Origin of the sequence: Isoptericola sp. NPDC019482 (assembly GCF_040632295.1) — a bacterium.
Taxonomy (GTDB): Bacteria; Actinomycetota; Actinomycetes; order Actinomycetales; family Cellulomonadaceae; genus Isoptericola.
This window is the reverse complement of the sequence record NZ_JBEYBQ010000045.1, coordinates 1-21151: the sequence shown is the minus strand read 5'-3', so window position 1 is coordinate 21151 and position 21151 is coordinate 1. Positions and strand designations below refer to the sequence as shown.

The window sequence follows — 21151 nt, the reverse complement described above, 5'->3', positions numbered from 1 at the left end:
CCGTGGCTCCCTCCTCCGTGCACTCCGATGCCCTGCTCAGGGAGACCCTCGCCGCGGTCGCCCCCGGCACCGAGCTGCGCGACGGGTTGGAACGCATCCTGCGCGGGCGCACCGGCGCGCTCATCGTGCTCGGCCTCGACAAGACGGTGGAGCAGATGTGCTCCGGCGGCTTCGAGCTGGACGTCCAGTTCTCCGCCACCCGACTGCGCGAGCTGTCGAAGATGGACGGCGCGTGCGTGCTCGACCACGACGCCACCCGCATCCGCCGCGCCGCCGTGCAGCTGCTGCCCGACCCGTCGATCGAGACCAGCGAGTCCGGCACCCGCCACCGCACCGCGGAGCGCGTGGCGAAGCAGTCCGGCCTGCCCGTGATCTCGGTCAGCCAGTCGATGCGGATCATCGCCATCTACGTCGGGTCGCACCGGCACGTGCTCGAGGACCCGGACACCATCCTCGGCCGCGCCAACCAGGCCCTCGCCACCCTCGAGCGGTACCGCTCCCGCCTCGACGAGGTGTCCGGCACCCTGTCCGCGCTGGAGATCGAGGACCTCGTCACCGTGCGCGACGTGTGCTCCGTCGTCCAGCGCCTCGAGATGGTGCGCCGTATCTCCGAGGAGATCGACGGGTACGTCGTCGAGCTCGGCGCCGACGGCCGCCTCCTCGCCCTGCAGCTCGACGAGCTCATCGGCGGCATCGGCGCCGACCGCGACTTCGTCGTGCGGGACTACGTGGAGCTCGACCGCACCGGCCGCTCCCTCGCCGCGGTGCATGCCGACCTCGCCGCCCTCGACTCCGCCCAGCTGCTCGATCTCGGACACATCGGTCGCGTCCTGGAGCTGCCCGGCGGCGGGGTGGCGCTCGACGCCGCCGTCGCGCCGCACGGGTACCGCCTGCTGTCCAAGGTGCCGCGCCTGCCCGCCGCCATCATCGAGCGGCTGGTCGGTCATTTCGGCGGCCTGCAGAAGCTCCTCGCCGCGAGCGTCGACGACCTCATGGCCGTCGACGGCGTCGGCGAGCAGCGCGCCCGCGCCGTGCGCGAGGGCTTGTCGCGCCTCGCCGAGTCCAGCATCCTCGAGCGGTACGTCTGACACCGGCCGGGCGCTGAGCGGTCACTCCGTCAGCGCCAGGCTCCACGCGACCTCCCGCTCCAGCTGACCGGTCTGCCGGAACAGGCGGGCCCACACCCGCACCGCCGGCGCGTCCAGGCCCGCCACCGTGAGGTCGGCCCCGCGCAGGAAGTCGGTCAGGTCCGGGACGTCGCCGGGACGGACGGGCTCGGGCACCCCGGCACGCTACGCAAGATCGGGTGCGCCGCGCGGAGGCGTCCGCGGCCTCGGGACGGTCACCCCGTCGCGGCCGTCTCGTCCGCGGCGGCGCGGCGGTCGGCGGCGCGGCCCGCGGCGTCGGCCTTCGCGTCGTCGCCCTTGTCGCCCTTGTCGTCGGCCTGGGCACCCTTGTCGTCACCGGACGACCCGTCGTCCTTCGCAGCCTCGTCCTGCGCCGCGTCGTCGGTCGCGACGCCCTCCGCATCCTTCGCCTCGTCGCCCGACGCCGTGGCCTCGTCGCCCGGCGACGGGGTGGTCCTCGGCGTCGCCTTCGCCGCGACCGTGAACGTCACGGGCTCGCTGGTGGCGCCCGGCACGTCCTCCAGCGACGCGGTGGCCTGGTACGTGCCCGCCCCGACGACCGGCGCCTTCTTCGCACAGCCCTGGACGGACTTCCAGTGCACCTCGCCCGCGTCGACGCCCTCGGGGCCGAGCAGCAGCGGTCGTGACCCGTCGGAGCACTCCGCGGACGACCAGACCTTCTCCTTGCCGGTGTCGTCGGTGATCGTCACCGCGCGGTTGGCGGCGGCGCCGTCGAACAGGCAGGGCACGCGGCCCACGTTCGTCACGCGCACCATGAACGACATCGGGGAGCCCTCCGTCACCGTCGTCGCGCTCGACGACAACCGCAGCTCGACGGCGTCGGCCTTGCACGTGGTGGCGGGCCCGCCGACGTCGAGCGGCTCGGGGGCGGCGACCTTGTCGGCAGGGAGGCTCTCCGGGCCGGCGAGCAGGCCCCGCGCGCCGTCGACCACGTGTCCCACGCCGTAGCCGCCCGCCACGCCCACTGCGCACAGCAGCACGACGACCAGCATCGAGACGACGAGCGAACGGCGGCCGCGACGCGGCGCCGGCCTCCGCGACCGGGTGCTCGTCGTCCGGCGGGACGACGCCGAGCGCGAGCCCGCGCGCGACCCGCCCGGGGCCACCAGCTGCGACGCGGTGGCGACGCGGCGGTCGCCTCGGCGGGCGCCCTGCGTGCGCGACGACGACGCCCGCGATCCCGACTGCCGCGACGACGTCGCGCGCGAGCCCGACGAGCGCGACGTCGAGGAACGGGTGCCCGTGGACCGCGACGTCGAGCCACGCGCGCCGGACGACCGGGCGCCCGAGCTGCTGCCGGACGAGCGACCGGACGTCGTCGCGCCGCTCCGTGCCGCGCCCGACGCGGAGCCCTTCGGGGCGGCCCGGCCGGTGCCCTTCGGGGCGCCCTTCCCGGTGCTCTTCGGAGCGCTCTTCGGTGTGTTCCTGGACGTGCCCTTCGAGGCACCCTGGGCGCCGCCCGACGTCGTCCTGCGCGTCCCGCCGGAGGACCGCCCCGTGCCCGCGGAGCCGGTCCGCCCGGCGCCGGAGCGCGCGCCGGAGCCGCGCGAGGTGCCGGCACCTCGACGCCCGTCGTCCGCACGTGCCACGGGCCATCCCTCCGTCTCGATCGTGCCGCGGCGCCACCGTACGACGCGCGCCCCCACCTGCATCGGAGCCGCGCCGCGGTCGCCCCCACCCGCGAGTTGTCAGGCTCACAGCGGGGTATACCCGGCCGTGGCTCTGACAGGTCGCGCGCCCGCCGAGTTGTCAGCCTCACAGCGGGGTATACGCCGCCGTGGCCCTGACAACTCGTGGGTGAGAATGGACGCCGTGCCCGTCGTCCCCGCCCCGTCCCGCTCGACGCCGTCCGCGCCGGACACCCCGGACGCGCTCGTCGCGCGCACGGTGGCATGGTTCGACGACGCCGCGCGCGACCTGCCGTGGCGGCGCCCGGACCGCACGCCCTGGGGTGTGCTCGTCAGCGAGGTGATGCTGCAGCAGACGCCGGTCGTGCGGGTCGAGCCCGTGTGGCGTGCCTGGCTCGAGCGCTGGCCGACGCCCGCGGACCTCGCCGCGGCGCCCACGGCCGACGTGCTGCGGGCGTGGGACCGGCTCGGCTACCCGCGGCGTGCGCTGCGCCTGCAGCAGTGCGCGGCCGCGATCGTCGAGCGGCACGACGGCGCCGTCCCCGACGACGAGGAGGCGCTGCGGGCCCTGCCCGGCATCGGCGAGTACACCGCGGCGGCGGTGCGGGCGTTCGCGTTCGGGCGCCGGTCCGTCGTCGTCGACACCAACGTGCGCCGCGTCCTGGCCCGCACGCTGGGCGGCACCGCGCTCGGCGCACCCTCCCCCACGGCCGCGGAACGCGACCTCGCCGCGGGCGTCGTGCCCGACGACGACGCGACCGCCGCGCGCTGGGCGGCCGCGTCGATGGAGCTCGGCGCGGTCGTGTGCACCGCCCGGGCGCCGCGCTGCGGCGCCTGTCCCGTCGCGGCCCTGTGCGCGTGGCGCGCCGCCGGCCACCCGCCCGACGCGCACGCCCACCGCCGTCGGACCCAGGCCTGGCACGGCACCGACCGCCAGGTGCGTGGCCGCGTCATGGCCGCGCTGCGCGCCGCCGTCGAGCCCGTGCCCCGCGCGCTGCTCGCCGACTCCGGCCCCGACCAGGCGCAGGTCGACCGCTGCCTCGGCGGACTGGTCGAGGACGGGCTCGTCGAGCAGGACGACGCCGGGCGCTACCACCTGCCCGTCTAGTGCCACGCTGTGGGCGCGTGCAGGTCAGAGCTCCAGGAGCATCCGGGTGTTGCCGAGCGTGTTGGGCTTCACGCGCGCGAGGTCCAGGAACTCGGCGACGCCGTCGTCGTGGGAGCGCAGCAGCTCGGTGTACACCTCGGCGTCGACGGGCGTGCCGTCGATCTCGCGGAAGCCGTGCGTGCGGAAGAAACCCACTTCGAACGTCAGGCAGAACACGCGGCGCAGCCCGAGGCGGCGCGCTCTGTCGACGAGGCCCTCGACGAGCGCGTGCCCGACGCCGCGGCCCCGCCACGCCGGGTCGGCGGCGAGGGTGCGCACCTCCGCGAGGTCGTCCCACATGACGTGCAGCGCCCCGCACCCCACGACGCCCCCGTCGACGTCCGCGGCCACGAGGAACTCCTGCACGGCCTCGTAGTAGCCGACCATCTCCTTGGCCAGGAGGATGCGCCGCTCGGCGTACGGCTCGACGAGGCGGCGCACCGCCCGCATGTCGGCCGGCATCGCGGAGCGGACGGCGAACGACGCGCCGTGGTCCTGGGCCCGGCGGTCCGCGGGCGGTTCCGGAAGCACGCCGTCACTCTACGAGCGGGATCCCCGCGCGGCGCGCGCGTCCCGGTGCACGGACGTTCACGCTTCCTCCACGAGCGCGGCGGCCGTGACCTCGTCGATCACGAGGTCGGTGACGACGCCGGCCGCGAGCGCCGCCCGCAGGGGCGCCACCTTGTTGCCGCCCGCGACGGCGCACAGCCGCCGCGGGATGCGCCGGAGCTCGGCGGGTGCGGGGCCGGTCGCGCGCGCGTTGAGGGGGATGTCGCGGTAGGTGCCGTCGGCGCGCACGAAGACGGTGCAGACGTCGCCCACGACGCCCTCCGCGTCCAGCACGGCGACGTCGTCGGGGTCGAGGTAGCCGGCCGAGTACACGTGCGAGGGCACGCCCCCGGTGAGGGCCCCCACGGAGAACAGGGCGATGTCGGCGCGGCCCTGGACGTCGAGCACGCGACGCACGGAGCGCTCGCGCCACATCGCGGCCTTGGTCGCGGCGAAGTCGAAGAACGCGGGCACCGGGAAGTAGTGGACGGACGCGTCGAAGGCCGTGCCGAACCCCGAGATCAGGTCGCCCGCGTAGCTCATCCCCGAGGTGCGGGTGTTGGCGGCGCCGTTGAGCTGCACGACGGCGGACCCGCGGGTCGGCTTGTGCGGCAGGTGCTCGGTGATCGCCGCGAGGGTGGTGCCCCAGGCCACGCCGAGCACCATGTCGGAGTCGAACCAGCGCGCCAGGAGCCGCGCGGTGGTGATGGACACCTGCTGCAGCCGGTCGTCGTCGGTGGCGGAGTCCGAGACCGGCACCACGTACGCGTCGATGCCGTGCCGTTCGGCGATCTCCTGGCCGAGGCCGGGCGCCCGGGACGGGCCGGGACGCAGCGTGATCTCGACGACGCCGGTGTCCCGCGCGCGCTTGATCAGCCGCGAGACGGTGGACCGGGACGTGCGCAGGTGCCGCGCGATCGTCTCCATCTTCATGTCCTGCAGGTAGTACATGGTCGCGGCCATGACCACGTCGCGTTCCCGGTAGCTCGCCATGCCTCCAGCATGCCTCCTCTGCACGTTTGTGCACCCAGGTTGCGCGGACGTGCTGGCGGTGCTGACCTGGGAGCGTCGTCCGATCGGAAGGAACCACGATGGCCTCCACCCGGCTCACCGCCGAGTCACGCTCCCAGGCCCTCGCCGCGCTCAAGGGCTCACAGACCCCGAGCGGCGAGCTCGACGTGCTCGTCGTCGGCGGCGGGGTCACCGGCGCCGGCATCGCGCTCGACGCCGCCACCCGCGGCCTGTCGACCGCGATCGTCGAGGCGCAGGACTGGGCGTCGGGCACCTCCAGCCGCAGCAGCAAGCTGGTGCACGGCGGGCTCCGCTACCTGCAGATGCTCGACTTCCACCTCGTCAAGGAGGCGCTCACCGAGCGCGACCTCCTGCTCAAGGACATCGCGCCCCACCTCGTCAAGCCGGTGCCGTTCCTGTACCCGCTGGAGCACCGGGTGTGGGAGCGCGCGTACGTCGGCGCCGGCATCGCGCTCTACGACACGCTCGCCTCCCTGGCCCCGGGACGCCGCGCCATGCCGCTGCACCGCCACCTCAGCCGCCGGCGGATGGAGAGCAAGTTCCCCGACCTCGCGCACGACGCCGCCATCGGCGCCGTGCAGTACTGGGACGCGTCCGTCGACGACGCCCGCCTGGTGTCCACCCTCGTGCGCACGGCGGTGAGCTACGGCGCCCACGCCGCGGCACGCACCCAGGTCGTCGCGCTGACCAAGGGCGCCACGGGCGCGGTCAACGGCGCCGTCCTGGTGGACCTCGAGAGCGGCGAGGAGATCCACGTCCGCGCCCGCCACGTCATCAACGCCACCGGCGTCTGGACGGAGGACACCGAGGCGCTGGCCGGCGACACCGGCGGCCTGCGGGTGCTGGCCTCCAAGGGCGTGCACATCGTCGTCCCGCGCGAGCGCATCAAGGGCTCCGTCGGGCTGATCCTGCAGACCGAGAAGTCGGTGCTGTTCGTCATCCCGTGGTCCCGCTACTGGGTGGTCGGCACCACCGACACCCCCTGGACGCAGGACCCCACGCACCCGGTCGCCACCGCGCAGGACATCGACTACGTGCTGGACCACGCCAACGCGGTGCTGGCCCACCCGCTGTCCCGCGACGACATCATCGGCACCTACGCAGGCCTGCGCCCGCTGCTGCAGCCCGGCACCAAGGAGGGCACCAGCTCCGCCAAGGTGTCGCGCGAGCACACCGTCGCGAGCCCGGTGCCCGGCCTCACCGTCATCGCCGGCGGCAAGCTCACGACCTACCGCGTCATGGCGAAGGACGCCGTGGACTTCGCCATCGGCCAGCGCGCCGCCGCGCTGCCGTCGATCACGCACCAGATCCCGCTGCTGGGCGCCGTCGGCCTCCAGGCCACGCGACGCCTGGCGCGCACCTGGGCGGCCCGCTTCGGCTGGAAGCCGCAGATGGTGGACCACCTGCTGCACCGCTACGGCTCCTCGCTGCGCGAGCTCGTCGAGCTGTGCGAGCAGGACCCGTCCCTCGCCCGCCCGCTCGAGCACGCCCCCGCGTACCTGCGCGCCGAGATCCACTACGGCGTCAGCCACGAGGGCGCGCTGCACCTCGAGGACCTCCTGCTGCACCGCACCCGCCTCGTCTACGAGGTCACGGACCGCGGCCTGGCGGCCCTCCCCGAGATCGCCGACGTCGTCGCGCCGCTGCTCGGCTGGGACGACGCGACCAGGCAGGCCGAGATCGACGCCTACACCGCCCGCGCCCAGGCCGAGGACGCGGCGGAGCACGAGCCCGACGACTCCAGTGCGGAGGCCGCACGCCTCCGTGCCCCGGACGTCGCCGCCATGCAGCCCCTGCGGGGCTGATCCGACCCCGGCCGGGCGTCCGGCCGGACCTCCCGCAGGGCTCCGCCCGTCGCGGGGCTCTCTCCGACCCGGGGAGGACAACGTGGTCCCTCAAGAGAAAGAGATCCGACGATGGACTCATTGATCATGCAGGCGTTCTGGTCCGAGATCCTCGGTACCGCGACGCTGATCCTGCTGGGCGCCGGCGTCGTCGCCAACGTGGTGCTCCCGAGAACCAAGGGGTTCGACGGCGGCTGGCTGCTCATCAACTTCGGGTGGGGCCTCGCGGTCTTCGCGGGCGTCTTCACCGCGTACAAGTCGGGCGCGCACCTGAACCCGGCCGTGACGATCGGGCTCTACACGGCGGACATGCCGTTCGCGACGCTCACCGGGCCCGAGGGGCGGGTCACCGCCACGATCGAGCCGACCGTGGGCAACATGTTCATCTACTTCGCAGCGGAGATGATCGGCGCGATCATCGGCGCGGTGCTCGCGTACCTCGCGTACAAGAAGCACTTCGACCAGGAGGCCCCCGCCGCCACCAAGCTGGCGGTGTTCTCCACCGGACCCGAGCTGCGTTCCTACGGCTGGAACTTCATCACCGAGGTCCTGGCGACCTTCGTGCTGGTGTTCTTCGTCGTCGTCTCGGGCAAGTCGCCGTCCGGGCTCGGGCCGCTCGCCGTCGCGCTCATCGTGGTCGGCATCGGCGCCAGCCTCGGTGGCCCGACGGGGTACGCCATCAACCCCGCCCGCGACCTCGGGCCGCGCATCGCGCACGCCCTCCTGCCCATCAAGGGCAAGGGCTCCAGCGACTGGGCGTACTCCTGGGTGCCCGTCGCCGGCCCGCTCGTCGGCGGCGTGCTCGCCGGCCTCCTCGGCGCCGCGTACTCCTGACCCACCCCGCCGGCCGGGCCGCCCGGCCCGGCCGGCACCCCGCACCACCCACACCGACGTGAAGGGCAACCCCCATGGCTGACTACGTCCTCGCCATCGACCAGGGCACGACGAGCTCGCGTGCCATCGTCTTCGACCACTCCGGCCGGATCGTCTCCACCGGCCAGCTCGAGCACGACCAGATCTTCCCCAAGGCGGGCTGGGTCGAGCACAACGCCGAGCAGATCTGGAGCAACGTGCGCGAGGTCGTCGGGCTGGCGCTCACGCGCGGCAACCTGGCGCACACCGACCTCGCCGCCATCGGCATCACCAACCAGCGCGAGACCGCCGTCGTGTGGGACAAGAACACCGGCAAGCCCGTGTACAACGCGATCGTGTGGCAGGACACCCGCACGCAGGCGATCGTCGACGAGCTCGGCGGCTCCGAGGGCGCCGACAAGTACAAGTCGATCGTCGGCCTGCCGCTGGCGACCTACTTCTCCGGCCCCAAGGTCAAGTGGATCCTCGACAACGTCGAGGGCGCGCGCGAGGCCGCCGAGAAGGGCGACCTGCTGTTCGGCAACACCGACACCTGGGTGCTGTGGAACATGACCGGCGGGCCCGACGGCGGCGTGCACGTCACCGACGTCACCAACGCGTCGCGCACCATGCTCATGGACCTCGACACGCTGAGCTGGCGCGAGGACATCGCCGCGGACATGGGCATCCCCCTGTCGATGCTGCCCGAGATCCGCTCCTCCTCAGAGGTGTACGGGCAGGGCCGCCCCCGCGGCCTCGTGCCCGGCGTGCCGATCGCCGGCATCCTCGGCGACCAGCAGGCCGCCACGTTCGGCCAGGCGTGCTTCGAGACCGGCACCGCGAAGAACACCTACGGCACCGGCAACTTCATGCTCCTCAACACGGGCACGGAGAAGGTGCCGAGCAAGAACGGCCTGCTCACCACCGTCTGCTACAAGATCGGCGACGCCCCCCAGGTGTACGCCCTCGAGGGCTCCATCGCCGTCACCGGCTCCCTCATCCAGTGGCTGCGGGACAACCTCGGCATGTTCGAGGACGCCCCCGACGTCGAGTGGCTGGCCCGCAAGGTCGAGGACAACGGCGGCGCCTACTTCGTGCCCGCGTTCTCCGGCCTGTTCGCCCCGTACTGGCGGCCCGACGCCCGCGGCGCGCTCGTCGGCCTCACCCGGTACGTCAACCGCAACCACATCGCCCGCGCGGCGCTGGAGGCCGTGGCGTTCCAGACCCGCGAGGTCGTCGACGCCATGAAGAAGGACTCCGGCGTCGACCTCACCGAGCTCAAGGTCGACGGCGGCATGGTCCAGAACGAGCTGCTCATGCAGTTCCAGGCCGACCAGCTCGGCGTCGACGTCGTGCGGCCCAAGGTCGCCGAGACGACGGCGCTCGGCGCCGCCTACGCCGCCGGCATCGCCGTCGGGTTCTGGAAGGGCGAGGAGGATGTCACCGCCAACTGGGCCGAGGACAAGCGCTGGTCGCCGGCCATGGCCGAGGACGAGCGCGAGCGGCTCTACCGGTCGTGGAAGAAGGCGGTCACGAAGACGTTCGACTGGGTTGACGCTGACGTGCAGTAGCCCTTCGGCTCGCCGTCGCTGAGGGGACGGCATCGCTTCGCCCGGACGCGTTCACGGGCGCCAGGGCGCCCTCCACTTCGGGAGGGAGACGTCCGGGCGAAGCGATGCCGTCCCCTCAGCTCTGCGTTCGGCCTCTGCGCGTGGTGGGGTCGGGGGGCGGGTGCTGTGTGCCGCTCGCGGGTGGCCGTGGCCCGTGAGATGCCCGCCTACCCTTGCTCTCGTGAGCACCACGTCCCTGCGCGAGTACACGATCCCCGGCGTCCACGTCACCGACCGCACCCTCACGGTGCCGCTGGACTGGTCGCACCCTGACGACGGGCGCACGCTCTCGGTCTTCGTGCGCGAGCTCGTCGACCCGACCAGGCGGGGCGACGACCTGCCGCTGCTCGTCTTCCTGCAGGGCGGGCCGGGCGGCAAGGGCCCGCGTCCCACCGGCCCGGACGGCTGGGTCGGCGAGGCGCTGAAGCGGTTCCGGGTGGTGCTGCTCGACCAGCGCGGCACCGGGCGCTCGACGGCGGTGCGGGCCGCCGAGCTCACCGCCCTCGGGTCCGCCGAGGCCCAGGCCGAGCACCTCACGCACTTCCGCGCCGACTCGATCGTCGCCGACGCCGAGCACGTGCGGAAGACCGTGTACGGCGGCCGGCGCTGGTCGACGCTCGGCCAGTCGTACGGGGGCTTCCTCACGCTCACGTACCTGTCCCAGGCGCCGGAGGGCGTAGCCGCGTCGTACGTCACGGGCGGCCTCGCGGGCCTCACCGCGAGCGCCGAGGACGTGTACCGGCGCACCCAGCCGCGAGTCGCCGACAAGAACGCGCTCTACCGCGAGCGGTACCCCGACGACGTCGAGCGCGTGGCGCGCATCGCCGACCGGCTGGCCGCAGGCGACGTGCGCCTGCCCGGCGGCGACGTGCTCACGGTCGAGCGGTTCCAGACGCTCGGCATGGCGTTCGGCATGGGCCCCGGCTTCGAGCGCGTGCACTGGATCGTGGACGAGGCCTTCGACGAGGCCGCGCCGGACGAGCTGACCGACACCTTCCTCGCCGAGGTGGAGGCCGCCACGGGCTTCGCCACCAACCCGATGTACGCCGTCCTGCACGAGTCGATCTACGCGCAGTCCGGCACGGGCGCCACGGCGTGGGCGGCCCAGCGGGTGCGCGACGACGACGCGTCGTTCGGCACCGACGCCCGCCCGCTGCTGTTCACGGGCGAGATGATCTACCCCTGGATGTTCGAGCAGCTCGCGTCGCTGCGCCCGTTCCGCGCCGCCGCCGAGGCGCTGGCGGCACGCGCCGGCTGGGACGACCTGTACGACCTCGACGTCCTCGCCCGCAACGAGGCGCCGCTCGAGGCCGCCGTCTACCACGACGACATGTTCGTGGACGCCGGGCTCTCCCTGGCCACGGCCGCGCACGTCGGGAACGCCCGCGCCTGGGTGACCAACGAGTTCGAGCACGACGGCCTGCGCCTGGGCGACGTCTTCCCCAAGCTCGTGGCACGCATGGACGCCCGCGGGGGCGCGCGGTCGTGACCCTGCCGGCCGGGCGGCGGCGTACCTCTCAGGTCGCCGCCGTCCAGTCCTTCCCGGGCCAGTACGCCCACTCCTCGAAGTCCGCGACGCGACCGTCGGGGGCGAAGCGCAGCACCCACAGGTCGCGGTACTCCTGCTCCCGGGGCGCGGTGTAGCCCACAGCGACCCGGACGACGGCGACGTCGCCCTCCACGGCGAGCGGCTCGGCCGCCATCGTGAACGCCGCGTCCTGGTCGACGGTCCAGAACCCGCGGATCGCGTCGTGGCCCACGAGCTCCTCGGGGTCGTAGGGCGAGCGCGCGTACCGCGCGTCCGGCGTGAACAGGCGCGCGACGGCGTCGGCGTCGCTCTCTCGCCACGCCCGCTCGTACCCCGCGACCCAGTTCCGTACCGACTCCCGGTCCACCACCCGTGCAGTATGACGGCGGACGGCGCGCCACACCCTTTCGGGACGTCGCTGCAGGTGAGGGCCGGTTCTCGCTACCGTGCGGGGCGTCGAAACCCTCACGACCAGGAGCTGATCGCGATGTCCCACGACTCCCCCGCCCCCGACCTCCCCGTGCTCGAGACCGACGTCCTCGTCGTCGGTACCGGGCCCGCGGGCGCCTCGGCAGCCCTCTTCCTCGCGACGTACGGCACGCGGGTGATGGTGGCGACCAAGTACGGCCGCCTCGCCGACAGCCCCCGCGCGCACATCACCAACCAGCGCACGATGGAGGCCCTGCGCGACATGGGGCTCGAGGACGCGCTGCTGCGCGAGGCCACGCCGTGGGACTCGATGGGCAACACGACGTTCTGCACGAGCCTGGCGGGCGAGGAGCTCGGGCGCATCCCCTCCTGGGGCACCGACACGGCGCGGCGCGCCCGGTACGAGCTGCAGAGCCCGTGCCCGATGGTCGACGCCCCGCAGACGATCACCGAGCCGATCCTCGTGCAGGCGGCGCAGGAGCGCGGGGCCACCGTGCGCTTCGACACCGAGTACGTCGACCACGTGCAGGACGCCGAGGGCGTCACGACCACCGTCCGCGACCGGCTCACCGGCGCGACCTACCGGGTGCGCTCGCGCTACCTCGTCGGTGCCGACGGTGCCCGGAGCAGGGTGGCGGAGCGCCTGGGCCTGCCCTACGAGGGGCCTGGTGCCGTCGGCGGGTCCCTGAGCATCGTGTTCGAGGCGGACCTCTCCCGCTTCGTGGCCCACCGGCCCTCGGTCCTCTACTGGATGCTGCAGCCGGGAGCGGAGCGCGAGGGCGTGGGGCTGGGCGTGCTGCGCATGATCAAGCCCTGGACCGAGTGGATGGTCATGTGGGGCTACGAGGTCGCCGCCGGGCCGCCGGAGCTCACCGACGAGTTCGTGCGCGAGCTCGCCGTGAACCTCGTGGGCACCGACGACTTCGAGATGCGCGTGAAGTCCGCGTCCCCGTGGACCGTGAACCACCACTACGCCACGACCCTGGCGAAGGGACGCGTCTTCTGCGTGGGCGACGCCGTCCACCGGCACCCTCCGACGAACGGCCTGGGCTCCAACACGTCGATCCAGGACTCCTACAACCTCGCCTGGAAGCTCGCCCACGTCGTCGCCGGGACGGCGGACCCGGCGCTGCTGGACTCCTACGACGCCGAGCGGGCCCCGGTCGCACGGCAGATCGTCGAGCGCGCCAACCAGAGCATCGCCGACACGGGGCGCATCCTGGCCGCGCTGGAGCTCGAGGACACGAGCGACCCCGCGCGGCTCGAGGCCCAGCTGGAGCTCCGCAAGGCGCCGGGCGCGGACGGAGAGCGGGTGCGCGCCGCCCTGCGCGAGGCGATCGCCTTCAAGCAGTACGAGTTCGACGCGCACGGGGTGGAGCACAACCACCGGTACGCCTCGGGCGCGGTCCTGCCGGACGGCACGCCGGAGCCGGAGTTCGCGCTCGACCCCGAGCTCTACGCCCAGCCCACCACGTGGCCGGGCGCCCGGGTCCCGCACACCTGGGTGACCGTCGACGGCGCCCGGACCTCGACGCTCGACCTCGTCGGGCAGGGGCGGTTCGCCGTCGTCACCGGGATCGGCGGCGAGGCGTGGGTCGAGGCGGCGCGGGAGCTGGGCGAGGAGCTCGGGCTCGACCTCACGACCGTCGCGATCGGCCCCGGCCGGCACGTCGAGGACCCCTACGGGACGTGGGCGGACCTGCGAGAGATCGAGGACTCCGGCGTGCTCCTGGTCCGACCGGACCTGCACGTCGCCGCCCGCCGGGCGAGCGCGCCCGCCACGGCGGCGGAGGCGCGGGAGTGGCTCGCGGACGCCCTGTCCGCCGTGCTCGGCCGCGGCCCCGCCGCGACGCCGGACGAGCCGGCCGCCGCGGCGGTGCTGGCCGGCGTGTGACCTGACCGCGAGCCGTCCCGCCGCCCTCGGCCGTCGAGGGCGGCGGGAACCGCGGGGTACCGTCGTTCGTCCGACTAGCGGGCCGGCCCCGTCGTCCGGCGCACGCACACAGAAGGTGACACCCGCATGAGCTCGTCCTCCCCCGCCCCGATCCTGCGCGCGACCGACCTCGTGGTCGGCTACGGCGGCCCCGCGATCCTGGACGGGATCGACCTGGAGCTGCTGCCCGGTGCGGAGCCGGTGGGCGTCGTCGGCGAGTCGGGTGCCGGCAAGTCGACGCTGGTGCAGGCGCTGCTGGGGCAGCTGCGCATCCGCGAGGGGCACGTGACGTTCGAGGGCCGCACGGTCGCCAAGCTCGGGCGGCGCGACAAGAAGAAGTTCCGCGCGGCGGTGCGCACGGTCGCGCAGAACGGGCTCGACGTCGACCCGCGCTGGACGGTCGAGCGCGCCGTCTCGGGCGCCCTGTCCGACGCCCGCAAGGCCGGCCGCGCGAGCGGCCGCACCGTGGCGGACCTGCTGGACGACGTCGCCCTCGAGCCGCAGCTCGCCAGGCGCGCCGTCTACTCCCTCTCGGGCGGCGAGAAGCAGCGGCTCGCGCTCGCGCTCGCCCTGGCCACCCGCCCGCAGGCGCTGCTGCTCGACGAGCCGCTCACCGCCGTCGACCCGGCGATGCGCGGCGAGATCGTGCGCCGCCTCACCGACGCCACCCGTGCCGAGGGCACCGCCGTGCTGCTGGTCTCGCACGACGTCGAGCTGGTCGGCCGGCTGTGCTCGACTGTGCACGTGCTCGCGGACGGCACGTTCGTCGCCTCCGGCGCGATGGGCGACGTCCTGGCCGCCGGCTCCGACGACGACGCGCACCCCGCCGTGCGCGGCCTCGCCGAGGCCGCGCCCCTGGCGGCGCAGCGCTTCCGCTGACCTGATCCCTCCGGCGCCGCCCGGTCCCCGACGGCACGTCCGGGACGGAACCGGGCCGCGCCGCGGCGCGTTCACCGGGTGACGACACCGGGGCGACCGTCGGCGCCTCGGCCGACGACCGACCGAGAGGATCCCGGTGGACGCCGACACCTGGTGGAACATCGCGCTCGTCCTGCTCTTCGTGCTCCTGGGCGGCGTGTTCGCCGGGACGGAGTTCGCCCTCGTCTCGCTGCGGGGCACGCAGATCGACCAGCTCGAGCGCAGCGGACCGCGCGGCCGGCGCGTGGCCGGCATCGCCCGCGACCCGAACCGCTTCCTCGCCGCCGTGCAGATCGGCGTCACCGTGGCGGGCTTCTTCTCGGCGGCGTACGGCGCGTCCACGCTGGCGCCCGACGTCGCCCCGGCGCTCGAGTCCCTCGGCCTGCCGGAGGGTGTCGCCGCGACGGCGGCGCTCGTCGGCCTCACCCTCGTCATCGCGTACCTGTCGCTCGTGCTCGGCGAGCTGGTGCCGAAGCGCATCGCGCTGCAGCGCACCGCGCAGGTCGCGCTCGTCGTGGGCCCGCCGCTGGACCGCTTCGCCGTGCTCATGCGGCCCGTCATCTGGCTGCTGTCCCGCTCGACGGACGCCGTCGTGCGCCTGCTGGGCGGCGACCCGAGCCTGCGCTCGGAGGAGATCTCGGAGCAGGAGCTGCGCGACCTCGTCGCCGCCCACCCGGGCCTGCACGAGGACGAGCGGCGCATCCTCTCGGACGTCTTCGCCGCGTCCGAGCGCAGCCTCGGCGAGGTCATGCGGCCCCGCGGCGACGTCGTCTTCCTGCGGGCGGACCTGACGCTCGTCGAGGCCGAGGAGCGCACGCGCGACCTGCCCTACTCCCGCTACCCGGTCACCGGCGAAGACGTCGACGACGTGCTCGGCTTCGTGCACGTACGGGACCTCGCGCGCGGCGCGGGGGCCCCTGCCGGCGAGCGGCGCACCGTGCGCGACGCCGCCAGACCCGTGCTCGACCTGCCCGCGACCGGACGCCTGCTGCCGACCCTCGCCGAGATGCAGCGCACCCGCACGCACCTCGCGCTCGTCGTCGACGAGTACGGCGGGACGGACGGCATCGTCACGCTGGAGGACCTCGTCGAGGAGCTCGTCGGCGACATCCGCGACGAGCACGACCCGCTCGCCGCGGTGCACGTGGCGGGCACGTACGACGCCGGGCTCACGATCGAGGACTTCGCCCGGCTCACCGGCGTCGAGCTGCCCGACGGCCCGTACGAGACCGTCGCGGGTTACGTCCTCGCCCGGCTCGGGCGTCTCGCCGACGAGGGCGACAGCGTCGTCGTCGGCGGCCGCGACGACGGCCAGCACGCCGGCCTGCACGACGGCGGGGACGACGCCGGGGACGACGCGCACGTCCTGCGCGTCACGGCGGTCGAGGACCGTCGCATCCGCGAGGTCCGCCTCGACTGAGGCCCGCCTCGACCAGCCGCCCGGCTACGACAGCACGCGCCAGAGGAAGCCCCGCAGGTACCCCGCGACGACGTCCAGGTGGCTCTCGAGCAGGAAGTGGCCGCCGTCCACGAGGTGCACCTCCGCGTCCGGGGCGTCCCGGGCGAAGGCCTCCGCGCCGGCGGGCCCGAAGATCTCGTCGTGGCGGCCCCACACGGCGAGCACCGGGATCGTGCCGGTGCGCAGCAGGTCGTGCAGCCGCGGGTAGAGCGGGGGGTTGGTGGCGTAGTCGCGGAAGAGCGCGAGCTGGACGCGGTCGTTGCCCTCGCGGGACAGGAGCGCGAGGTCGTGCTCCCAGGTGTCCGGGCTGACGAGGCTCGGGTCGGGCACGCCGTGCAGGTACTGCCAGCGGACGGCGTCCGCGCCGAGCGCGGCACGCACGCCCGGCTCGGTGGCCGGCCCCGGGTCCGCCGCGTAGGCCCAGAGGTCGGCCCAGAACGACTCGACGAAGCCGTCGTCGTAGCCGTTGCCCGACTGGGTGACGACGGCGGTCACGCGCTCGGGGTGGGCGAGCGCGAGGCGCCAGCCGACCGGCGCGCCGTAGTCGTGCACGTAGAGGGCGTAGCGGTCGAGCCCGAGGTGGTCGAGCAGCCCCGACGTGAGCCCCGCGAGGGCGTCGAAGGTGTAGTCGAACTCGTCCGCCGCCGGAGCGGCCGAGCGGCCGAAGCCGAGGTGGTCCGGCGCGACGACGTGGTAGTCGTCGGCCAGCAGCGGGATGAGCTCGCGGAACATGAACGAGCTGCTGGGATAGCCGTGCAGCAGCACGATCGTGGGCGCGTCGGCGCGACCCGCCTCGCGGTAGAAGATCTCGTGGCCGTCGACGACGGCCGTCCGGTGGTGGACCGCGCTCATACCTAACCCCCTTGGAGGACTGATCTGGTGAGCGACAGGCAAGCACGGGTGCGCTAACCTGTCAACGGGAACGATCCGGTTAGAGGGAGCCATGGACGCGCTGCTGGACCTGCTCAACAGCCGACCCGTGCTCGACGGCGTGGAGCACGACGCGCTCGCGGACCCGGAGGCCGGGCGCCGCTGGGCGCGCGAGCACGGGGGCGACGGCAGCGCCGCCGAGCTCGCACGGCTGCGCGACGCGCGCGACATCCTCGGCGGCATCGTGCGCGGCGAGCTCGTCCCCGCCGCGCTGAGCCCGCTGCTCGACGGGGTCCGTCGGATCCCGGAGCCCGCGGCCGACGGCCTCCGGTGGTCGCTCGAGACGCCCCCGCACGCGAGGCTGCCCGTGGAGGTCGTCCTCGCCTGGGCGGAGACCGAGCAGCGGGCGCCCGGACGGCTGCGCCCCTGCGCCGACGACGAGTGCCGGCTGTTCCTGCTCGACCGCAGCCGCGCCGGGCAGGCCCGGTGGTGCTCGATGGCGACCTGCGGCAACCGGGCGAAGGCGCGCCGCCACTACGAGCGCACGCACTGACCCGTCGCGGCCGTCAGTGCGCGCCCTCCCCGGCGGGCGCGTGGCGCTGCAGGAAGGCGAAGACGTCGGTGTCGTCGACGCCGGGGAACGCGCCGCGCGGCAGCGCCGCGAGCACCTGCTGGTGCATGCGGGCGCTGGGCCAGGCGACGCCGTCCCACCGCTCGGAGAGGTCGGCGGGCGGGCGCTGGCAGCACGCCGGGTCGGGGCAGGTCGAGGCGTGCCGCACCTGGGTGTCCCGACCGCGGAACCACTTGGCGTGCGCGTAGGGCACGCCCACGGTGATCGAGAACTGCCGCCCGTCCGCGCCGGTGCCGGTCTGCACCGAGTCCCAGAACGTGCCCGCGGGGGTGTCGGTGTACTGGTAGGACTCGGTGGCGCGGTCGCGGCGCGTGAACGCCTCGCGCCCGGCCCACCACCGGCACACGAGCTGCCCCTCGATCGCGCCGGTCACGTCCTGCGGCAGGGGCAGGCCGTCGTTGGCGTACCCGCGGAAGAGGGCGCCGTCGTCGCCCACACGCAGGAAGTGCAGCGGGATGCCGAGGTGCACCGTGGCGAGGTTGGTCAGACGCATGGCCGCGGCCTCGTGCGTCACGCCGAACGCGTCGCGGAAGTCCTCGACCGCCAGGTCCTTCTCGCGCTTGCGCCGCTGGAGGAACTCCACCGCGACCGACTGCGGGATGAGGCAGCTCGCCGCGAAGTACGTGATCTCGACGCGCTGGCGCAGGAACTCGGCGTAGCTGCGCGGCCGCTCGTGGCCCAGCACGCGGTGCGCGATGGCCTGCAGCGCGAGCGAGCGCAGCCCGTGCCCGCCCGGGATGGACGCCGGCGGCAGGTAGATCCGGCCGTTCTTCAGGTCCGTGACCGACCGCGCCGACCGCGGCAGGTCGTCCACGTGCAGGAGGGTCAGCCCGAGCTGTTCGGCCATGCGCGCCACCGTGCGGTGCGTGAGGGCGCCCGCCCCCGCGTACCCGGCGCGGTGGGTGAGCTCCTCGCCGAGCGCCTCGATCTGCGGCAGGTAGTTGTCCCGTTCCTGGCGCTCGTGGCGCAGCTCCGTGTTGGCGCGGCGCGCCTCCTCCGGCGTCGCGATGGCCTCCTCCGCGCGCCGCGACAGCTCGCCGTGCAGGCCGACGAGCTGCTCCAGCACCGGCATCGGGAGCTTCTGGCTGGGCTTGACCGACGGCAGGCCGAGCGCCCCGAACAGCGGCCCGCGCTGCGCGCGCTCCAGGGCGATCTCCAGCTCCGCCCGGCGCGACGGCGGCTCGTCGGCGAGCAGGTCGGGCACGGCGACGCCGACGGCGTCCGCGATGGAGCGCAGCAGCGACAGCCGCGGCTCGCGCCGCCCGTTCTCGACGAGGGACAGCAGGCTCGGTGCCGAGCCGACCTTCTCCCCCAGCGCCTCGAGCGTCAGCCCGCGCGAGGTGCGCGCGTGCCGGATGCGCCGTCCGAGGGTGATGAGGTCCGGGGATTCCGCCCCGGCGGCGTCCTTCGCAGCCATGGTTTGACGGTACGTGAAGATCGACGATTCTTCACGGCCGATCGGCTGGAAAGTCGGCGCGCCGGGGAGGGACGCTGGAGGCAGCCCACCCGGCAGCGCACGCCGGGGCCTCGACGGACGGAGCACCCGATGACCTTCACCGCGAACCCGCGCCGCACGCGACTCGCCATCGCCGAGCTCGCCCCGGACGTCCTGGCCCCCAGCGCCCTGGCGCCCGCGGAGCACGCCGGCGCCGCGTCGTCGCGCGCCACCGCCCCGTCGCCGCGGGACCCGCGCGCCTGGGTCCGGGAGATCGCCGAGCTCACGCAGCCCGACGAGATCGTGTGGTGCGACGGGTCCGCCGCGGAGAAGCAGCGCCTGCTCGACGAGATGGTCGAGGCCGGCACGCTCATCAGGCTCGACGAGGCGAAGCGGCCGAACTCCTACCTCGCCCGGTCGAACCCGTCCGACGTCGCCCGCGTCGAGTCGCGCACCTTCATCTGCTCGGAGCGCGAGGAGGACGCCGGCCCGACGAACAACTGGCGCGCCCCCGCCGAGATGCGCGAGGAGCTGGACGGCGTCTTCGCCGGGTCGATGCGCGGCCGCACGATGTACGTGGTGCCGTTCTCGATGGGCCCCGTGGGCGGCCCGATCTCGCAGGTGGGCATCGAGATCACCGACTCGCCGTACGTCGTCGTGTCGATGCACGTCATGACGCGGGTCTCGCGCGAGGTGCTGGACCTCGTCGACGGCGGGCAGCAGTGGGTGCCGGCCGTGCACACGGTGGGCGCCCCGCTGGCGGACGGCGAGGCCGACGTGCCGTGGCCGTGCAACGACACGAAGTACATCGTCCACTACCCCGAGACGCGCGAGATCTGGTCGTACGGCTCGGGCTACGGCGGCAACGCACTGCTCGGCAAGAAGTGCTTCGCGCTGCGCATCGCGTCGGCGATGGCCCGCGACGAGGGCTGGCTCGCCGAGCACATGCTGCTCATCCGCGTGACGTCGCCGGAGCAGCGGCAGTACCACCTCGCCGCCGCGTTCCCGAGCGCCTGCGGCAAGACGAACCTCGCCATGCTGCGCCCGACCATCCCTGGCTGGACGGTCGAGACGCTCGGCGACGACATCGTCTGGATGCGGCCCGGTCCGGACGGCCGCCTGCGCGCCATCAACCCCGAGGCGGGCTTCTTCGGCGTCGCGCCGGGCACGGGCGTCGAGACCAACCCGACCGCCGTCGAGACCTTCACGCACGACGCGATCTTCACCAACGTGGCGCTGACCGACGACGGCGACGTGTGGTGGGAGGGCCTCACCGCCGAGCCGCCGGCGCACCTCATCGACTGGCAGGGCAACGACTGGACGCCCGGCTCCGACACCCCGGCCGCGCACCCGAACTCCCGGTTCACGGTGTCGGCGGCGCAGTGCCCGTCCATCGCGGACACCTGGGAGGACCCGGCCGGCGTGCCGGTCGACGCGATCGTCTTCGGCGGCCGCCGCGCCACCAACGTGCCCCTCGTGACGCAGGCGACGAGCTGGGACCACGGCGTCTTCATGGGCGCCACGATCAGCTCCGAGCGCACGGCCGCGGCGGAGGGCACGGTCGGCGAGCTGCGTCGTGACCCGTTCGCGATGATGCCGTTCTGCGGCTACAACATGGCCGACCACTGGGCACACTGGCTCGCCGTGGGCAAGGGGCTCGACGCCGACAAGCGGCCCAAGGTGTTCCAGGTGAACTGGTTCCGCAAGGGCTCCGACGGCAGCTTCCTGTGGCCCGGGTTCGGCGAGAACTCGCGCGTCGTCGAGTGGATCGTCACCCAGCTCGACCGGGCGCGCGGACTGCGCACCGACGCCGGCGCCGTGCACTCCCCCGTCGGCCTGCTGCCCGCGGAGGGCGCGCTGCGCACCGACGGCCTCGACCTGTCCGACGACGACCTCGCCGCCCTCCTCGACGTCCCCGCCGAGGCGTGGCTCGCCGAGACGGCGCTGACCGGCGAGTTCTTCGAGACCTTCGGCGACCGCGTGCCCGACCAGCTCTGGGCGCAGCTCTCCCTGCTGCGCGACCGCCTGGGCGCACGCGACTGACCCACAGACCCGGGCCCGCCGGCGAGGCACCGGCGGGCCCGTGCCTCGTTTCGGTGCGGCAGTTGCGGTTCGGGGCGGCAGTTCGAACTGCCGCC

Annotated in this window: 18 protein-coding genes; 11 read left to right on the top strand and 7 right to left on the bottom strand. The window is 74.1% G+C overall.

The window, feature by feature from the left end:
- Positions 1–2: 2 nt before the first annotated feature.
- Positions 3–1088, top strand: coding sequence for a DNA integrity scanning diadenylate cyclase DisA (gene disA, locus ABZ493_RS19825; protein WP_430583849.1), 1086 nt, complete (start codon positions 3–5; stop codon positions 1086–1088).
- Between the two features lie 21 nt (positions 1089–1109).
- Here the strand turns inward: disA and ABZ493_RS19820 are convergent, their stop codons facing one another.
- A complete protein-coding gene (locus ABZ493_RS19820; protein WP_430583848.1) occupies positions 1110–1283 on the bottom strand; it encodes a hypothetical protein in 174 nt (57 codons plus the stop codon).
- Between the two features lie 59 nt (positions 1284–1342).
- Positions 1343–2737, bottom strand: a complete 1395-nt coding sequence (locus tag ABZ493_RS19815) for a hypothetical protein (protein WP_430583847.1) — start codon at positions 2735–2737, stop codon at positions 1343–1345.
- 298 nt (positions 2738–3035) lie between these two features.
- Between ABZ493_RS19815 and ABZ493_RS19810 the strand changes: the two genes are divergently transcribed.
- A complete protein-coding gene (locus ABZ493_RS19810) occupies positions 3036–3884 on the top strand; it encodes an A/G-specific adenine glycosylase (protein WP_430583857.1) in 849 nt (282 codons plus the stop codon).
- 24 nt (positions 3885–3908) lie between these two features.
- On the opposite strand, the gene ABZ493_RS19805 is transcribed toward ABZ493_RS19810, so the two are convergent.
- Positions 3909–4454: an amino-acid N-acetyltransferase gene (locus ABZ493_RS19805; protein WP_430583846.1), complete on the bottom strand. Its 546-nt coding sequence runs from the start codon at positions 4452–4454 to the stop codon at positions 3909–3911.
- 57 nt (positions 4455–4511) lie between these two features.
- Positions 4512–5465, bottom strand: a complete 954-nt coding sequence (locus ABZ493_RS19800) for a sugar-binding domain-containing protein (RefSeq protein ID WP_430583845.1) — start codon at positions 5463–5465, stop codon at positions 4512–4514.
- Between the two features lie 98 nt (positions 5466–5563).
- On the opposite strand from ABZ493_RS19800, the gene ABZ493_RS19795 reads away from it, so the two are divergent.
- The 4 genes from ABZ493_RS19795 to ABZ493_RS19780 all read left to right on the top strand — a co-directional run bounded on the left by ABZ493_RS19795 (position 5564) and on the right by ABZ493_RS19780 (position 11299).
- Positions 5564–7309 (top strand): glycerol-3-phosphate dehydrogenase/oxidase, encoded by a 1746-nt coding sequence (locus tag ABZ493_RS19795; protein WP_430583844.1) that lies wholly within the window; start codon positions 5564–5566, stop codon positions 7307–7309.
- Between the two features lie 111 nt (positions 7310–7420).
- The gene (locus tag ABZ493_RS19790) at positions 7421–8182 is read left to right on the top strand and encodes an MIP/aquaporin family protein (RefSeq protein ID WP_430583843.1); all 762 of its coding nucleotides are present in this window, start codon (positions 7421–7423) and stop codon (positions 8180–8182) included.
- Positions 8183–8256: 74 nt separating this feature from the next.
- Complete coding sequence (gene glpK / locus ABZ493_RS19785; protein ID WP_430583842.1) at positions 8257–9771, top strand: glycerol kinase GlpK; 1515 nt, start codon at positions 8257–8259, stop codon at positions 9769–9771.
- Between the two features lie 220 nt (positions 9772–9991).
- Positions 9992–11299, top strand: a complete 1308-nt coding sequence (locus ABZ493_RS19780; RefSeq protein WP_430583841.1) for an alpha/beta fold hydrolase — start codon at positions 9992–9994, stop codon at positions 11297–11299.
- A gap of 28 nt (positions 11300–11327) precedes the next feature.
- On the opposite strand, the gene ABZ493_RS19775 is transcribed toward ABZ493_RS19780, so the two are convergent.
- Positions 11328–11708 (bottom strand): nuclear transport factor 2 family protein, encoded by a 381-nt coding sequence (locus ABZ493_RS19775; protein ID WP_430583840.1) that lies wholly within the window; start codon positions 11706–11708, stop codon positions 11328–11330.
- A gap of 117 nt (positions 11709–11825) precedes the next feature.
- Here ABZ493_RS19775 and ABZ493_RS19770 point away from each other — a divergent pair, with 117 nt between their 5' ends.
- The 3 genes from ABZ493_RS19770 (at position 11826) to ABZ493_RS19760 (ending at position 16038) form a co-directional block, all read left to right on the top strand.
- Positions 11826–13661: an FAD-dependent monooxygenase gene (locus ABZ493_RS19770; protein WP_430583839.1), complete on the top strand. Its 1836-nt coding sequence runs from the start codon at positions 11826–11828 to the stop codon at positions 13659–13661.
- A 126-nt stretch (positions 13662–13787) separates the two neighbouring features.
- Positions 13788–14579, top strand: a complete 792-nt coding sequence (locus ABZ493_RS19765) for an ATP-binding cassette domain-containing protein (protein WP_430583838.1) — start codon at positions 13788–13790, stop codon at positions 14577–14579.
- Positions 14580–14715: 136 nt separating this feature from the next.
- The gene (locus tag ABZ493_RS19760) at positions 14716–16038 is read left to right on the top strand and encodes a hemolysin family protein (RefSeq protein ID WP_430583837.1); all 1323 of its coding nucleotides are present in this window, start codon (positions 14716–14718) and stop codon (positions 16036–16038) included.
- A gap of 24 nt (positions 16039–16062) precedes the next feature.
- Here ABZ493_RS19760 and ABZ493_RS19755 read toward each other — a convergent pair whose 3' ends face one another.
- Positions 16063–16929, bottom strand: coding sequence for an alpha/beta hydrolase (locus ABZ493_RS19755; RefSeq protein ID WP_430583836.1), 867 nt, complete (start codon positions 16927–16929; stop codon positions 16063–16065).
- A gap of 91 nt (positions 16930–17020) precedes the next feature.
- Between ABZ493_RS19755 and ABZ493_RS19750 the strand changes: the two genes are divergently transcribed.
- Positions 17021–17500, top strand: a complete 480-nt coding sequence (locus tag ABZ493_RS19750; protein WP_430583835.1) for a CGNR zinc finger domain-containing protein — start codon at positions 17021–17023, stop codon at positions 17498–17500.
- A gap of 13 nt (positions 17501–17513) precedes the next feature.
- Here the strand turns inward: ABZ493_RS19750 and ABZ493_RS19745 are convergent, their stop codons facing one another.
- Positions 17514–18995, bottom strand: a complete 1482-nt coding sequence (locus tag ABZ493_RS19745; protein ID WP_430583834.1) for a helix-turn-helix domain-containing protein — start codon at positions 18993–18995, stop codon at positions 17514–17516.
- Between the two features lie 129 nt (positions 18996–19124).
- On the opposite strand from ABZ493_RS19745, the gene ABZ493_RS19740 reads away from it, so the two are divergent.
- Positions 19125–21056: a phosphoenolpyruvate carboxykinase (GTP) gene (locus ABZ493_RS19740; RefSeq protein ID WP_430583833.1), complete on the top strand. Its 1932-nt coding sequence runs from the start codon at positions 19125–19127 to the stop codon at positions 21054–21056.
- Positions 21057–21151: the final 95 nt, after the last annotated feature.

Bases quoted from the DNA above. Each gene is read 5' to 3' on its own strand.
- ABZ493_RS19800 (WP_430583845.1), bottom strand. From the start codon at position 5,465: ATGGCGAGCTACCGGGAACGCGACGTGGTCATGGCCGCGACCATGTAC.
- ABZ493_RS19795 (WP_430583844.1), top strand. From the start codon at position 5,564: ATGGCCTCCACCCGGCTCACCGCCGAGTCACGCTCCCAGGCCCTCGCC.
- ABZ493_RS19790 (WP_430583843.1), top strand. From the start codon at position 7,421: ATGGACTCATTGATCATGCAGGCGTTCTGGTCCGAGATCCTCGGTACC.
- glpK (WP_430583842.1), top strand. From the start codon at position 8,257: ATGGCTGACTACGTCCTCGCCATCGACCAGGGCACGACGAGCTCGCGT.
- ABZ493_RS19770 (WP_430583839.1), top strand. From the start codon at position 11,826: ATGTCCCACGACTCCCCCGCCCCCGACCTCCCCGTGCTCGAGACCGAC.
- ABZ493_RS19765 (WP_430583838.1), top strand. From the start codon at position 13,788: ATGAGCTCGTCCTCCCCCGCCCCGATCCTGCGCGCGACCGACCTCGTG.
- ABZ493_RS19755 (WP_430583836.1), bottom strand. From the start codon at position 16,929: ATGAGCGCGGTCCACCACCGGACGGCCGTCGTCGACGGCCACGAGATC.
- ABZ493_RS19750 (WP_430583835.1), top strand. From the start codon at position 17,021: ATGGACGCGCTGCTGGACCTGCTCAACAGCCGACCCGTGCTCGACGGC.
- ABZ493_RS19745 (WP_430583834.1), bottom strand. From the start codon at position 18,995: ATGGCTGCGAAGGACGCCGCCGGGGCGGAATCCCCGGACCTCATCACC.
- ABZ493_RS19740 (WP_430583833.1), top strand. From the start codon at position 19,125: ATGACCTTCACCGCGAACCCGCGCCGCACGCGACTCGCCATCGCCGAG.